This window comes from Actinomadura sp. NPDC000929, assembly GCF_040492065.1.
Lineage (GTDB): Bacteria > Actinomycetota > Actinomycetes > Streptosporangiales > Streptosporangiaceae > Spirillospora > Spirillospora verrucosospora.
Genome location: NZ_JBEUPA010000025.1, coordinates 1 through 14,785 on the forward strand (window position 1 = coordinate 1; position 14,785 = coordinate 14,785).

The 14,785-nt window shown below is 74.7% G+C and carries 12 protein-coding genes and 1 rRNA gene; 7 read left to right on the forward strand and 6 right to left on the reverse strand.

The annotated features are described in order from the left end of the window. Window positions 1–188 precede the first annotated feature (188 nt). Window positions 189–305 (forward strand): 5S ribosomal RNA (gene rrf / locus ABWI04_RS12250). A gap of 79 nt (window positions 306–384) precedes the next feature. After that, a complete protein-coding gene (locus ABWI04_RS12255) occupies window positions 385–1,344 on the forward strand; it encodes a hypothetical protein (protein WP_353832445.1) in 960 nt (319 codons plus the stop codon). 76 nt (window positions 1,345–1,420) lie between these two features. Here the strand turns inward: ABWI04_RS12255 and ABWI04_RS12260 are convergent, their stop codons facing one another. From ABWI04_RS12260 to ABWI04_RS12275, 4 genes are all read right to left on the reverse strand, one after another. Beyond that, window positions 1,421–3,073, reverse strand: a complete 1,653-nt coding sequence (locus ABWI04_RS12260) for a DNA repair helicase XPB (protein ID WP_353832446.1) — start codon at window positions 3,071–3,073, stop codon at window positions 1,421–1,423. 177 nt (window positions 3,074–3,250) lie between these two features. Then, window positions 3,251–3,682 (reverse strand): DUF4190 domain-containing protein, encoded by a 432-nt coding sequence (locus ABWI04_RS12265; protein ID WP_353832447.1) that lies wholly within the window; start codon window positions 3,680–3,682, stop codon window positions 3,251–3,253. Between the two features lie 138 nt (window positions 3,683–3,820). Then, the gene (locus ABWI04_RS12270; RefSeq protein ID WP_345173132.1) at window positions 3,821–6,181 is read right to left on the reverse strand and encodes a helicase-associated domain-containing protein; all 2,361 of its coding nucleotides are present in this window, start codon (window positions 6,179–6,181) and stop codon (window positions 3,821–3,823) included. A gap of 94 nt (window positions 6,182–6,275) precedes the next feature. Next, window positions 6,276–6,893, reverse strand: coding sequence for a TetR/AcrR family transcriptional regulator (locus ABWI04_RS12275; RefSeq protein WP_345173134.1), 618 nt, complete (start codon window positions 6,891–6,893; stop codon window positions 6,276–6,278). A gap of 170 nt (window positions 6,894–7,063) precedes the next feature. Here ABWI04_RS12275 and ABWI04_RS12280 point away from each other — a divergent pair, with 170 nt between their 5' ends. Further along, a complete protein-coding gene (locus tag ABWI04_RS12280) occupies window positions 7,064–7,546 on the forward strand; it encodes a GNAT family N-acetyltransferase (protein WP_345173135.1) in 483 nt (160 codons plus the stop codon). Between the two features lie 4 nt (window positions 7,547–7,550). Here ABWI04_RS12280 and ABWI04_RS12285 read toward each other — a convergent pair whose 3' ends face one another. Next, window positions 7,551–7,916: a hypothetical protein gene (locus ABWI04_RS12285; RefSeq protein WP_353832448.1), complete on the reverse strand. Its 366-nt coding sequence runs from the start codon at window positions 7,914–7,916 to the stop codon at window positions 7,551–7,553. A 212-nt stretch (window positions 7,917–8,128) separates the two neighbouring features. On the opposite strand from ABWI04_RS12285, the gene ABWI04_RS12290 reads away from it, so the two are divergent. Beyond that, window positions 8,129–8,770: an HAD family hydrolase gene (locus ABWI04_RS12290; protein WP_345173139.1), complete on the forward strand. Its 642-nt coding sequence runs from the start codon at window positions 8,129–8,131 to the stop codon at window positions 8,768–8,770. Between the two features lie 176 nt (window positions 8,771–8,946). Beyond that, window positions 8,947–9,342 (forward strand): cold-shock protein, encoded by a 396-nt coding sequence (locus ABWI04_RS12295; protein ID WP_345173141.1) that lies wholly within the window; start codon window positions 8,947–8,949, stop codon window positions 9,340–9,342. A gap of 48 nt (window positions 9,343–9,390) precedes the next feature. Here ABWI04_RS12295 and ABWI04_RS12300 read toward each other — a convergent pair whose 3' ends face one another. Then, complete coding sequence (locus tag ABWI04_RS12300; RefSeq protein WP_345173143.1) at window positions 9,391–10,785, reverse strand: MFS transporter; 1,395 nt, start codon at window positions 10,783–10,785, stop codon at window positions 9,391–9,393. 158 nt (window positions 10,786–10,943) lie between these two features. Between ABWI04_RS12300 and ABWI04_RS12305 the strand changes: the two genes are divergently transcribed. Together ABWI04_RS12305 and ABWI04_RS12310 are read left to right on the forward strand one after the other, a co-directional pair. Beyond that, on the forward strand, window positions 10,944–11,804 hold the full coding sequence (locus tag ABWI04_RS12305) for a DUF3027 domain-containing protein (protein WP_345173145.1): 861 nt from the start codon (window positions 10,944–10,946) through the stop codon (window positions 11,802–11,804). A 4-nt stretch (window positions 11,805–11,808) separates the two neighbouring features. Beyond that, window positions 11,809–14,781 (forward strand): sacsin N-terminal ATP-binding-like domain-containing protein, encoded by a 2,973-nt coding sequence (locus ABWI04_RS12310; RefSeq protein ID WP_353832449.1) that lies wholly within the window; start codon window positions 11,809–11,811, stop codon window positions 14,779–14,781. Window positions 14,782–14,785 lie beyond the last annotated feature (4 nt).

The following is a 14,785-nucleotide window of genomic DNA, read 5'->3' on the forward strand; positions in this document are numbered from 1 at the left end:
AGTCGACCGGTACTAATAGGCCGAGTGGCTTGAACACACTGAACGTTCAGAGTGAGTCGCTGCGAGAGATGTTCGCGTCCCTGTGTGGTTCCCAGGAAACAACTGGGTTCCCGTGGTTTTGATAAGTGAATTCTGAGCCGATTGGCTTGGACGTTGATTTGCCCACCTGTGGGTGGTGCGTTGAGACGTTCGGTGGTTTTGGCGAGGGGGAAACACCCGGTCCCATCCCGAACCCGGAAGTTAAGCCCTTCAGCGCCGATGGTACTGCATGGGAGACCGTGTGGGAGAGTAGGACGCCGCCGGACACATATTAGGAAAGGGCCCCGCCGTCACGGCGGGGCCCTTTTCCATTTTCTGTCCCTGTGCGCTGTTAGCCTGCGCGCCATGGATCACCTGTTCGCCCGGTCTCTGGACGGGCGTCTCTGCGTCTACGAGGTCGACGCCGCCGCGGAAGGCCCCCTCCAGGCGGCCTGGTCCGTCGACGTCGGCGCCGGCCTGGACGTGAGCAGTCTCGCCGTCGCCCCTCTGGGCGACTCCCTCGTCTACGCGACGCAGCACGACATCGTCCGCCTGCGCCGCGACGGTGCCGAGCTGTGGCGATACGCGTTGCTGCCCAGGTCGACCGAGAAGTACGGGCACAGGCCGACGGTCGCCTTCTCGCCGGACGGGACGCTCGTCTGGGTGTACCGGCCGGATGCGATGGCGGGTCGCGGAAGCCCCGACACCTGGGTGGTTCTCGACGCCGGGTCCGGAAAGGTCCGGGCGCAGGCCGATCTGGGGTCCTGCGGGCACGGCGGAGAGCACCTGCCACTGCCGGACGGGTCACGGATGCTGCTGGACGTGGGCGAGGGCCAGGACGGTGCGCTCGTCTTCGCCGGCTCCCTCAAGGGGGCGACGCTGGAAGTGGAGCAGTACCCGTGGGACGACCGGTGCGTCATGGCCCTGGCGCCGGGCGGCGGGCAGTTCATGAGCATCGACCACGGGCAGGCCGATGTGGCCTTCCACGAGTGTCCGAGCGGCGAGGTGGTGCTGAGCCTGCCGGTGGCGGCGTTCGGCCACGACCCCGAAACCGCGGCCTTCGAGTGGAGCGGCGGGTATCTGGACGCCGACACGGCCATCGTCACCATCGGCGGCGAGCGGGAAGAGGACGATGTGCCGGACGACGAACGGGAATGGCACGTCCACTACCGGATCGATCTGCGCACCGGGGGAGTGGTCGACCGGTTCGAGGCGCATTCCCGCCATTCTTACGATCTGGAGCCGCTGGGGGACGGTTCCTGGCTGACCTCGGATCCGGACGGTCGGCCCGTTCGTCGGGTCGACCGAGGAGCGGGCGGCGGCTGACGCCGATCCCGAGAAGGCGCCGTCCGGCCCACCGGCCGGCTGGCTCTCGGCCGGTGGGCGGTGTCGCGGTGAGGCGTCAGAACTCGTCGCCGGCGAGGACGGTGTCGGCGTCGACGATCCGGTACGCGTAGCCCTGCTCGGCCAGGAAGCGCTGCCGGTGGGCGGCGTAGTCCTGGTCGAGGGTGTCACGGGCCACGACGGCGTAGAAGCGCGCTCCCGCGCCGGACGCCTTGGGCCGCAGCAGGCGACCCAGCCGCTGCGCCTCCTCCTGCCGGGACCCGTAGGCGCCCGAGACCTGGACGGCGACGGACGCCTCGGGAAGGTCGATGGAGAAGTTCGCCACCTTGGAGACGACGAGAACGCTGATCTCTCCGCTGCGGAAGGCGTCGAACAGCCGCTCACGCTCGCGGATCCGGGTCTCGCCCTTGATGACCGGCGCGTCCAGGAGCGCGCCGAGCTCGTCCAGCTGGTCGATGTACTGGCCGATGACGAGGGTCTGCTCGCCGCGGTGCCGGTCGACGAGCGCCTGGATGAGCTTGGTCTTGGTGTCGGTCGTGGCGCAGAAGCGGTACCGCTCCTCGGGCTCGGCGGTCGCGTAGGCGAGGCGCTCGGAGTCGGTGAGGGTGACGCGGACCTCGACGCAGTCGGCGGGCGCGATCCAGCCCTGCGCCTCCATGTCCTTCCACGGCGCGTCGTACCGCTTGGGGCCGATGAGGGAGAACACGTCCCCCTCGCGGCCGTCCTCCCGGACGAGGGTGGCGGTGAGGCCGAGGCGGCGGCGGGCCTGGAGGTCGGCGGTCATCCGGAAGATCGGCGCGGGCAGCAGGTGGACCTCGTCGTAGACGACCAGGCCCCAGTCGCGGGCGTCGAAGAGCTCCAGGTGCGCGTAGGCGCCCTTCCTGCGCGTGGTCATGATCTGGTAGGTGGCGATGGTGACCGGCCGGATCTCCTTCTTGGTGCCGGTGTACTCGCCGATCTCGTCCTCGGTGAGGGACGTGCGGCGCAGCAGCTCCTGCTTCCACTGGTGCGCGGAGACGGTGTTGGTGACGAGGATCAGCGTGGTCGCCTGGGCGCGGGCCATGGCGGCGGCGCCGACGATCGTCTTGCCGGAGCCGCAGGGCAGGACGACGACGCCGGAGCCGCCGTGCCAGAACGCCGAGGCGGCCTCGCTCTGGTAGGAGCGCAGCTCCCAGCCGTCCTGGGCGAGGGAGATGGCGTGGGCCTCGCCGTCCACGTAGCCGGCGAGGTCCTCGGCGGGCCAGCCGAGCTTGAGCAGGGCCTGCTTGAGGGCGCCGCGCTCGCTCGGGTGGACGGCCACGGCGTCGTCGCCGACCCGGTCGCCGATCATGCCCTTGATCTTCTTGGCGCGCAGCACCTCCTCCAGGACCGACCGGTCGGAGGACGACAGGACGAGCCCGTTCACGGGGTCCTTCTCCAGCCGCAGCCGCCCGTACCGGGCCATGGTGTCGGCGACGTCCACGAGCAGGGCGTGCGGGACGGGGTAGCGGGAGAACCGGATGAGGGTGTCGACGACCTGCTCGGCGTCGTGGCCGGCGGCGCGCGCGTTCCACAGCGCGAGCGGCGTCACCCGGTAGGTGTGGACGTGCTCGGGCGCCCGTTCGAGCTCGGCGAACGGGGCGATCTCCTTGCGGCAGGCGTCGGCCAGGTCGTGGTCGACCTCCAGCAGCAGCGTCTTGTCGGACTGGACGATGAGCGGACCGTCGGTCAAAGCAGAAGCCCCCGTCGGGTTTCGGAAGATCGATGCCTCGTCCGGACACCGGCATCGCTGCCGCACGCTACCCGAGCGGCGACCGCACTTCGCGCGTTCCGGAGAGGACGGGGTCTTCAACGCCCCGGCCACCGCGTTTATTGCGCGCCGTCGTCCGGCGGCGCGGCGCGCGGCGGGTCAGATCCCCTCGGTGGAGCCGTAGTCGGGCTCGGACATGATGCCGAAGAGGACCCAGACGATCAGGAGGGCGATGCCGATGACGAGGGACGCGGCGAAGAGCGACCAGCTCCAGATCGTCAGTCTCCGGGCGGACTCCGGGTCGGTCTGGACGCGGCCGAGGGCGATCGCCGCGGTGATGACGCCGGGAATCGCCACGATGTTGCAGCACATGACGATCGCGACGGCGTTGCAGACGAGCGCGGCGATGGTGAAGCCGTTGCTCGTGGCCTGGTGGGGGACCCCCGGAGGCCCGTACCCGTAGCCGGGCTGGCCGTAGCCGGGCTGGGTGTAGCCGTAGCCCTGCCCGTACGCGCCGCCCGTGTCCCACTGCCGGTTCCCGCCGTAGGGGTCGTCCCAGCCCGACGGCGGACGCCCTCCGTACCCGCTCATCGGGAGCCTCCCTCGCACCGTTCGCCCGGACACGCTATCCCGTCCGATGGGTTGTTGATTGGACCGTATGCGAGGTTCGCCGGTTCCCGTCGTTCGCGGCGTCCGGTTCCGGACATCGGCGGATCGCGCCGGGACGGCTCAGGAGGCGTCGTCGAGCTCGGAGACCCCGGTGATGCGGTGCAGCGCGAAGCGGTGCACGGCGGCGCGGGTCGCGTCGTAGCCGGTGAGGAAGCCGCCCTCGACGCGGACGGGTTCGACGATGCGGCTGGACGCCTGCCCCTGCTGGTCGAGGTAGCCGATCCACACGCGGCCGCCGCGTTCGACGGCGCCGCGCAGCCGCTCGACGGTGGCCATCGCGGGTGAGCGGGGCGGCTCGCCGGAGGGGGCCTGCCGGGCGTGCTCGGCGCCGTGCAGGGACGCCTCGTCGCCGGCGCGCAGCGCCCGCACGGCCGCGGAGATCATCGAGGCGTCGGTGCGGTCGTCGGGGCGGAACCGGACGATCTCGGCGGTGGGCGGCGGGTCGGCGCGCTGCGCGTCCGGCCGGGTCACGATCACGCCGCCGCCGGGCGCCTCGGCGACCGGGGCGAGGCCCATGGCGCGCAGGCCGTCGAGCAGGTCGGCGCGCTGCAGCCCGGACGCCAGGACGGTCGGGGCGAGGCGGTACAGCCGCAGCGGCGCGGCGCGCCGGTCGGCGAGGATCTCGTCGAGGGTGGCGGGCGCGTCGGTCCGGACGTAGGACGACAGGGCGCCGACGCGCAGGTGCCCGTGGCGGCGGGCGACGTCGTCGATCAGGTAGAGGAGCGGCTGCGGGAGCGGGGTCGCCGAGTGCCGGGTCAGCAGGTCGGTGACGTCGGCGGCGGTCCGCCCCGCGTCCAGGGCCCGGCGGATCGACTCGGGGGTGAAGCGGTACACGGTGGCGCCGCCGGTCGACTCGACGTCGGCGGCGAGGGCCAGCTCCCGGGCGAGCTCGGTGACCAGCGGGCCGGGCGCGACGGCGGTCAGGTCGGCCTGGACGAGGATCTCGTCGACGGGCTCCGGGAGGTACTTCTCCAGCGCGGGCTCGGGGTCGTCGCCGGCGAGCAGGTCGCGGCCGAACGGGGCCAGCTCGCCGAAGCCGGTGAGCCCGAGGGCGGCGGCCTCGCGGAGCGTCCAGCCGACGAGGCGGTCGCGGGCGGGCCCGCCGTGGCGGGGCCGCAGCCACGCCAGCCGCGCCAGGAGCGCGTCCTCGCCGACGACGACGCCGCGGCCCGCGCCGGCGAGGACGTCGAGGACGGCGCGGCGGGTGGACGGCGCGCTGCTGCGCACCATCGCCTCGCTGAGGGCGTTGATGAGCCGGTCGCGGTCGTCGCGGTCGCCGGCGAGCCCGGCGGCGCGGTCGGACTTCAGCCAGCCGCGGGCCAGCTCCGTCCAGCGCCCGGCGGTGTCGCGCATCAGCCACAGGTCGTAGGCGGGCGTGGGCAGCCACTCGCCGTCGAGGTCGCCGCTGCGGGTCAGCAGGCCCGCCGCGTAGGCGACCTCGACGAGCAGGGCCGCCTTCCACTCGGGGACGTCCAGGAGCGTCGCGGCGGCGCGCAGGTCGCGGACGGCGAGGCCGCCGCTGCGCAGGACGGGCGGCGGTTCCAGGCCCCAGCGCTCCAGCAGGTCCTCGATGAGCCGGACGGCGCCCGCGGCCTCGCCCGCCGCGGCGCGCACGACCACGTCCTCGCGGCGCGGTTCGGCCGCCGGGGCGAGCGGCGGCGGCTCGGCGGGGACGTCCCGGAACAGCCGCCCGCCGCGCAGGTGCAGGGCGACCTCGCGGGGCAGGGTGACCGTGCGGTCGTCCTCGGCGGCGAGGAGGCCGCGCGCCAGGAGCCGCTCGATGGGGGTGGTCGCGGTGTCGAGCCGGACGGGACGGCGCGCGTCGGCGACCCGCCCGACGGGAGGCCCCCACGCGAGCTGGTCGAGGGCGGCCCGCGCCTCGGGCCCGGCGTCCTCGATCAGGGCGGCGGGGTCGCTCAGCAGCTCGGCGAGCCGGGCGAGGAGGCGGCCGGAGTCGGCGAAGCCGCGCGGGGCCTCGCCGTCCAGGTCGGTGACCAGGTCGGTGAGCCGCTCGGCGGGGTAGCCCGCGAAGACCTCCCGGACGGGCGGCCCGAGCCCGGCCGGGTGCGGCAGGCTCTGCCGGACGCCGGGCGCCGTGGCCGGGGCGCCGTCCCCCCACGCCAGGCCGAACCGGCGGAGGGTGGCGAGCGCGCCCTCGGCCTGCCCGGGGGTGGCGTCGAGGGCGGCGGCGAGCGCGTCGGGCCCGGCCGGGGCGGGCAGGACGAGCAGGGCCTCCAGGACGGCGAGGGTGAAGCGGTCCAGGCGGTCGAGCGCGCGGGACACGGCGGCGGGCGTGGCGGCGCGGGCGGCGAGCGCGGTCAGGTCGGCGGGGACGGGGGCGAGCAGCTCGGGACGCGCGGCCAGCAGCGCGCGCAGTTCGTCGTCGCCGCGCGCGCGCAACCAGTCCGCATACGTTTCCATGCCGTTCCCCAACTTTAAGTCGCGTGCATGCCGCAGGCACGCGGGCCTCCAGGTTAGAGGCCCGCGCGAGGTGGGGAACGCCGGCCGGCCGCGATCAGGTGGCGGGCGTGCGGTCCAGATGCACCAGCCCGAGGCCGAGGCGCGCCCAGCTCTCCACGAACCGCTTCTCGTCGATGCGCGTCGGCGGCTCGTACATCGCCTCGTTCGCGAGCCAGTAGTTCACCACGGCGCCGCCGAGGATCGACGCGACCGCGGGCCAGTCCTCGTCGAAGCCCTCGAACTCGGGCTGCGCCGCCAGCCAGGTGGCGATGCCGTCGTACAGCGGGTTGACGATGCCCTCGCGCATCTCCGCCACCAGGTTCGGGAACTGGTCGAGGTCGCGGAACAGGACCCGGATGAGGTCCTGCTCCTCGCGCATCTTGGCGAGCCCGGCCTGGCACGTCATGCGCAGCCGGGTTTCGAGCGGGCGCTCCTCGAAGGCGGTGGACTGCGTGAGGACGTCGCTGATCTGCCGGCGGGTCCGCTCGATGTGCTCGCGGATGGCCGAGGAGAGCACCTCCTCCTTGGACCGGAAGTGCCGGTAGAGGCCGCCCGCGCCCGGGGACAGGCCGGCCGCGGCCTCGATCTCGGCGACCGACGTCGCCGCGTAGCCCCGGTCGGCGAACAGCCGGAGCGACTCGGCCACGATGCGGTCGCGCGTAGATGTCGTCATGGTGATGAATTCCCTCCGCAAGAACAGTAAGGCATGTTCACGCGGCCGGTCCCCCGCGTCGCGCGCGGCGCGCCCGAATCCGTGATGCCGCTCGCGGCGGGGTGCCCGCGGACTAGAGTTCCTTCGTCCGCGCCCCGTCGCCGGAAGGGGCGTCGTCGGAAAGGTCGGCGATGTTCAAGTCTCCGCGGAAGGCGGCCGACGGGGCCTTCCTGCCCGAGGACTTCGTGGTGCCCACGCTGGTGGCCGGGCCCGACTTCCAGATCCGTCCGATCACCGTGCACGACGTGGTCAAGGACTACGGCGCCGTGATCGGCAGCCTGGACCGGCTGGCCGGCCGGTTCGGGCCCGAGTGGGGCTGGCCCGACCGCGAGTTCACCTTCGAGCAGGCCCTGATCGACGTCGCGTGGCTGCAGAAGCAGGGGCAGCTGCGGCGCTCGTTCAGCTACGTCGTGATCACACCGGACGGGGAGAAGCAGCTCGGCCGCATCCACGTCGCCCCGTCGGACCGTCCCGGCTCGGACGCGGTGGTGGTGTTCTGGGTGCGCGCGGACGAGGAGAACTCCGTCCTGGAGAAGGAGCTGGAGGGGTTCGTCCGCGAATGGCTCAGCACGGCGTGGCCCTTCGACAAGGTCCGCTTCCCCGGCCGCGACTAGCCCGCTACCGGCCCAGGCGGCGGACGAGGCCGACGAGGATGCGGCCGACCACCAGGTAGACGAGGGCGGCCAGGCCGTAGTTGACGGCGACCTCCACCTTGGGGTTCTCCGGCTGGAAGACGTCCCTGAACTGCCAGCACAGGTCGGTGGCCCGGTCCCCGAACCAGCGGACGAGGTCGTTGGAGGTGTTGGCCTCGAACGCGACGAAGACGATGTGCACGGCCAGGATCACCACCACGAGCGTGGTGGCGACGGAGACCGCCGCCGCGAGCAGGCCGGCGGCGCGGCGGCGGGTCGCCGCGGCGGCGGGCAGCCGGCGGGCGCGCGGTGCGCGGTGGTCACCGCCCGGCTCGGTCTGGGTCCCTGCCATGTGCGGCCTCCTTCACCGGGCCGGGCCCGGGTCGTCCTTGGGGCGGGGGTGGTGCGTTCGTATGCTGCGTTTTCCCTGGTCAGGTGGTTTGTGGTCGAGGGCCCGGGTATATCCGAGACACGGTCCCGCGCTCTCCTACTCGGATCCCGTCGCATCGCCACTACCAGGAGAGCGCGGGTCCTTCCGTGTGTCCACCCCCTTACCCTGTGGACGTGCTCGATCTTTCCTCCTCCGCGCCGTCCCGCGACGGCCTCGCGATCGGTTTCGACCTCGACCTGACCCTCGCCGACACCCGCGCCGGGATCAGCGCCGTCTACGCGGCCCTGGCGGCGGAGACGGGCGTGCCGATCGACACCGCGCAGGTGGTGCGGCGCATCGGGCCCCCGCTGGAGGAGGAGCTGGCGTACTGGTTCCCGCCGGAGGAGGTGCCGGCGATGGCGGCGCGCTACCGGGCGATCTACGCCGACGTCGCGGTCCCGGCGACCGTGCTCATGCCGGGGGCCGCCGCCGCGCTGGAGGCGGTGCGGGCCCGCGGCGGGCGGGTGGTCGTCGTGTCGGGCAAGAACCAGGCCGACACCGAGCGGACCGTCCGGTTCCTCGGGCTGGCGGCGGACGCCGTGGTGGGCGGCCTGTTCGGCGCCGACAAGGGCGCCGCCCTGCGCGAGCACGGCGCCGGCGCCTACATCGGCGACCACACCGGCGACGTGGACGCCGCCCGGGCGGCCTCGGCGGTGGCGGTGGCCGTCGCGACCGGCGCGTACGACTCGGCGGCCCTCACCGCCTACGGCGCGGACGTCGTCCTGCCGGACCTGCTGGCGTTCCCCGGCTGGCTCGGCGGTTTCCCGGCGGGCTGACCCGCCCCCCGGCGGGCTGAGCTGCGCGGCGATATTCGGATGCCGTTCCGGAGCGGCCGGGATAGCGTCGATCGCGTTGCCCCGTAGGCCTCGCGGCGCCCCCGGCATGTTCACCGGCCCGCGGCGAGGCACTAATCTTGGGGTCGATTCAGGACGCTTACCGAACGAGGTCTCCGGTGCCGACTGGCAAGGTCAAGTGGTACGACTCCGACAAGGGGTTCGGCTTCCTCACCCGCGACGACGGCGGTGAGGTCTTCGTGCACTCGTCGGCGCTGCCGGACGGGGTCACGACCCTCAAGCCGGGCCAGCGCATCGAGTTCGGCGTGGTCGAGGGGCGCCGCGGTCAGCAGGCCCTGCAGGTGCGGGTGCTGGAGACGCTGCCGTCGGTGGAGAAGACCATCGCCAAGCAGCGGCGCAAGAAGCCCGACGAGATGGTCGTCATCACCGAGGACCTGATCAAGCTGCTGGACGGGATCTCCAACACCTACCGGCGGGGCAAGCACCCGGCCCCCGCGGAGGCCAAGAAGATCGCCATAGTGCTGCGCGCGGTCGCCGACGACCTGGCGCCCTGACCGTCCCCGCCCGCTCCCGGCCGTCCGGGCGCCTCGCGGCGCCGGAGGTCAGGCGCGCATCTCGTGGTGCGCGTCCTTGAGCGGGCCGGTGCGGTCGGGCCCGCCGGCCCGGCGCTGGACTCCGGCCTGCCGCAGCACCAGCAGCCCGGACGCGAGGGCCAGCGCCGCCGCGACGACCGCGAGTGCGAGCCGCCCGTCGGCGACGATCGACATGCCGAGGCCGAGCAGTCCGCCGAGGACCCAGCTGAGCTGGTGCAGGGTCTCCGAGACCGCGAAGGTGGACGAGCTCACCTCCTCGCCGATCTCGCGCTGCACGACCGCGTCCATGGACAGCTTGCCGAGCACCTGCCCGAGCCCGGCCGCGGTCGCCACGGCGAGGGCCGCCCACAGCCCGAAGAACGCGGCGCCCGCGGCGGTGACTCCGGTGACGCACGCCAGCGTCGCCGAGACGATGAACCGCGGCGCCCGCGCCTTCATCCAGGCGCCGAGCGCGGTGCCGATCAGCCCGCCCGCGCCCGCGCACGCCGCGAGCAGGCCGAGGGCGACGTGGTGCGACACCGGGTCGAACCGCTCCTGGCGCAGCAGGAACGCCAGATAGATGATCAGGAAGCCGGAGAACGCGCGCAGCACCGCGTTCGCCTGCATCGCCTCGGCGACGACCGGGCCGACGCGCGGCAGCGCCCGCCACGCGCGGCGCGGGGCGGCCTTCTCCGCCGCCGGTTCGGCCTCGGGGACGTCCACGTGCCGGGGCAGCCGTATGGTGAACACGGCGCCCAGCAGGAACAGGACCGTGCCGATGCGCAGCACCCAGCCCGGCCCGACCAGCACGGCGAGGCCGGCCCCGGCGGGCGCGGTGATCGACGCGGCGATGAGCCCGGCGAACGAGCAGCGCGCGTTCGCCGTCACCAGCGAGATCTCCTCGGGCAGGACGCGGGGGGTGACCGCGGCGCGCAGCACCCCGAAGGCCTTGGAGAGCACCAGCACGCCGAACGCGGCCGGGAGGAAGGTGACCTGGTCGCCGTGGGGCAGCGCGCTCGCCAGCGCCCAGCACAGCAGCGCCCGCATCACGAACGTGCTCGCGATCGCGTACCGGCGGACGTGCCTGGCCCGGTCCAGCGCGGGGCCGATCAGCGGTGCGACCAGCGCGAACGGCGCCATCGTGACGACGAGGTAGAGGGCGACCTGGCTGCGCGCCTGGTTGACGTCCAGGCCGAAGAACAGGGTTCCCGCGAGCGCGACGGTGACCAGCGCGTCCCCGGCGGAGTTGAACGCGCACGCCTCGATCAGGCTGCCGAGCCCGCTGCGGCCGGCGCCCTGGGCGTGGGTGACGCGGCGGGTGAGCCGTCCGGTCCCGAGCGCCGCCGAGCGCGCTGCGCGGCACGCCCGCGCCGCACCCCCGGCGACGGCGCGCGCGGACCGACCTGCCCGTGTCCGGTCTGCCATCCGCCCTGTTCTCTCCTCGCGGTCGTCCCGGCTCGGGGGCCGGGGGCGGCCATCGGAGTCCTCGACTGAGAGTACGTTCCCCGCTGGAATGAGGGATCACCTCGCGGACGGCGCCCGCCTTGTGCGGGCCACGTGCCCGCATGGGCGAGAATTGACATGTGAGCCCACAGCGCCAGTCCAGCCCCGCGCGCTCCGCCGCCGCGCGCACCACGTCCGGGGCCGCCCGCCGGTCCCGCACACCCGCCGTCGACTCCGCCTGCGCCGAGGCGGTCGACCTCGCCCGGGAGGCCGCCGAGGAGACCGCCGGCCAGACCCAGGTCGGCGAGCACCTCGGCCTGCGCGCCGAGGGCGACCGGGTGGTCACGCACTACTTCGTCTGCCTCGACCCCGCGTACACGGGCTGGCGGTGGGCCGTGACGGTGACCCGCGCGTCGCGCGCCAGGAACGTCACGGTCAGCGAGTGCGTCCTGCTCCCCGGCGACGACGCGCTCCTCGCGCCGCCGTGGGTGCCGTGGCTGGAGCGGCTGCGCCCGGGCGACCTCGGCCCCGGCGACCTGCTGCCGACCGCGCCCGACGACGTGCGGCTCGCGCCCGGCTTCACGCAGGTCGACGAGTCGACCGACCGCGAGACCCAGTGGGAGCTCGGCCTCGGGCGGGTGCGGGTGCTGTCGCGGGAGGGCCGCGACGAGGCCGCCGCCCGCTGGTACGACGGCGTCGCCGGGCCCCGCGCCCCGATCGCCGCGTCCGCCCCCGCCCAGTGCTCCACCTGCGGTTTCTACGTGGTGCTGGCGGGCGCGCTGCGGCAGGTGTTCGGCGTCTGCGCCAACGAGTACGCGCCCGACGACGGCCGCGTCGTCTCCGCCGACCACGGCTGCGGCGCGCACTCCGAGGCCGTCTCCCTTCCGGCGGTGTCCGAGCACAACCCGCCGGTCATCGACGAGCTCGGCTACGAGGTCGTCCCCACCGGCGGTGACGAGGACGCCGCGTCCCTCGACGACGAGGCGCTCGGCCACAGCTGATCCCATGGAGGACGTGTTCGGCGCGCGGGCGCTGCGAGAGCGGGTCCTGCGCGCCTGGGCCGAATCCCCGGCGCGCTTCCGCGAGGACGCCAACGCCGAGGAGGACCACGCCCTCGGCGGCTACCGCGACCGCGTCGTCATCGAGCTGGCGCAGAACGCCGCCGACGCCGCGCGGCGCGCCGCCGTGCCGGGCCGCCTCAGGCTGGCGCTGCGCACCGGCGGGGAGCCGCTGCTGACCGCGGCGAACACCGGGGCGCCGCTCGACGCCGCCGGGGTGGAGGCCCTCTCGACGCTGCGGGCCTCGGCCAAGCGCGACGAGCCGGCCGCCGCCGGCCGCTTCGGCGTCGGCTTCGCCGCCGTCGTCGCCGTGACCGACACCCCGGCCATCGCGTCCGGGACGGCGGGCGTCGAGTGGTCGCTGAGTCGGGCCCGGGACCTGGTCGAGGGGATTCCGGGGCTGGCCGGGGAGCTGGGGCGGCGCGGCGGGCACGTCCCGCTGCTGCGGCTGCCGTTCGCCCTGGACCGGCCGCCCGAGGTCCCGGCGGGCTTCGACAGCGTCGTGCGGCTGCCGCTGCGGGGCGAGGCGGTGGAGCCGGTCCGGCGGCAGCTCCGGCAGGTGGGGGCGGCGCTCATGCTGGCGCTGCCCGCGCTGGAGCACGTCGAGATCGACGTCGACGGGGACGTCCGGACGCTGACCGCCGAACGGCGCGCTCCGGGCGAGGTGATCATCGACGGCGGCCGGTGGCGGACGGTCGAGGCGCACGGGGAGATCCCCGCGGAGCTCCTGCGGGACCGTCCCGTGGAGGAGCGGGCCCGGCCGTTCTGGCAGGTGCGGTGGGCCCTGCCCGAGGACGGGCTCCCCGGCGACACGCCCGGCGTCCTGCACGCGCCCACGCCCAGCGACGAGCGCCTCGACCTGCCCGCGCTGCTCATCGCGTCCTTCCCGCTCGCGCCCGACCGGCGGCACGTCGCGCCGGGCGCGCTGGCCGACCTCCTCGCCGACCGGGCCGCCGAGGCCTACGTGCGGCTGCTGGCCGAACTGCCCGTCTCCCCGAAGGTGCTGGAGCTCGTGCCGGGGCCGATCGCCGCCGGAGAGCTGGACGCGCGGATCCGGCGGGGGATCCGGGAGCGGCTCCCGGAGGCGCCCGTCCTGCCCCACCGGACCCGCGGGCGCGACGCGATCGCGGTGGACGCGCCCGCCGCGTTCGTCGAGGTGCTCGGCGGCCGGGGCGCCGAGGAGGAGACGGACACCGTCGTGGGCGGCCTGCTGCCGCCGGAGTGGCCCGCGCGGAGCCCGGCGCTGGCGGCGCTCGGGGTGCGGCGGGTGGAACTGGCCGACGTGATCGACGAGCTGGCCGCTGTGGACCGGGAACCGGCGTGGTGGCACCGGGTGTACGACGCGCTCGCCGGGGCCGCCACCGACGCTCTGGGGGCCCTGCCGGTGCCGCTGGCGGGCGGGACGGGGCGCGTGGTGCGGGGGCCGCGCGGCCTGCTGATCGCGGACGGCGTGGATCCGGCGGGCCTGGAGGTGCTCGGGCTGCGCTTCGTCCACCCGGACGCCGTGCACCCGCTCCTGGCGCGGCTCGGCGCGGTCGAGGCCGGGCCGCGGGCCGTGCTGGCGGACGCCGCCGTGCGGGCGGCCGTCGAGGAGTCCCTCGACGCCGACGATCCCGACGCGGTCGCCGAGGCCGTGCTGGGCCTGGTCGCGGCCGCGCACGCCGATCCCGGCGACGAGCCGTGGCTGGCCGAGCTGGCCCTGCCCGGCGAGGACGGCGAGCTCTACCCGGCGGGCGAGCTGCTGCTGCCGGAGAGCCCGCTGCGCGAGATCATGGCCGGCGACGCGCCGTTCGGCGTCGTGGACGCGGAGATCCTGGAGCGGTGGGGCGCGGAGACGCTCACGGCCGCGGGCGTCCTGGACGGGTTCGCGATGGCCAGGGCCGAGGACGTCAACCTCACGGGCCTCGCCGACGAGGCCGAGAGCCTCGAACTCGACGACGAGGACCTGTGGGCGGACGAGGTGCTGCGCCGGACCGGCGAGCAGGACCTCCCCCCGCTCGTCCCCGAGTTCGCGGCGGTCCGCGATCTCGAACTCGTCGACGACTGGGCGGCGGCGCTCAGGGTTCTCGCCGCCCCGCCGTGCCGCTCCGCGATCGTGGATCCCGCCCATGTCGCCCTGCACGACGGGCGGCGTGTCGTCGTCCCGTCCTACACGGCGTGGTGGCTGAGCCGCCGTCCGGTGCTGGACGGCCGCAGGCCCGGCGAGTTCCGCCTGGGCGGCGACGAGGCGCTCGCAGGGCTCTACGACGTCGCGCCGCAGGGCCTCGACGAGCACTTCCTGCTCGCCCTGGGCGTCCGCACGTCACTGGTGGAACTGCTCGATGAGCCCGGGGGCGCGCAGGAGCTGCTGGATCGCCTGGGCGATGCCCGGCGGCCGGTGGGACGGTCCCAGCTGGGCGGGCTCTGGACGGCGCTGGCCGACGCCCCGGACGCGGCCGTCGAGCCGCCCGAGCGCGTGCGGGCGGTCGTCGACGGCGACGTCGAGGTGGTCGACGCGGCGGACGCCCTCGTCCTCGACGGCCCCGACCTGCTCCCCCTCCTCGAAGGGCAGCCGCTCGTCATCGCCGGGGAGGGGCGCGACGCGCGCCTGGCCGAACTCCTGGACCTGCCGCTCGCCGGGGAGGAGATCCCGGGGCTCGTGGGGTCGGACGGCGAGAGGCGTCCCGTCCCGGAGGCCGTCAGGGCGGTGATGCCCGGCGCCCCCGCCGACTACGTCGCCCACGAGCGCCTCATCGTGGACGGCCAGGACGTCCCGTGGTGGACGAGGGACGGCGAGGTCCACGCGAGCGGCGTCGCCGGCCTGGCGCGGGCGCTCGCCTGGTCCACCGGGCACTGGGGCGACCGGCTCCTGCTGGAGGCCGTCCTGCGGGCCCCCGAGACCCTGCCCGTCCTGCTCGCCGAAGACGACCTGGAGGCCTAGGGAG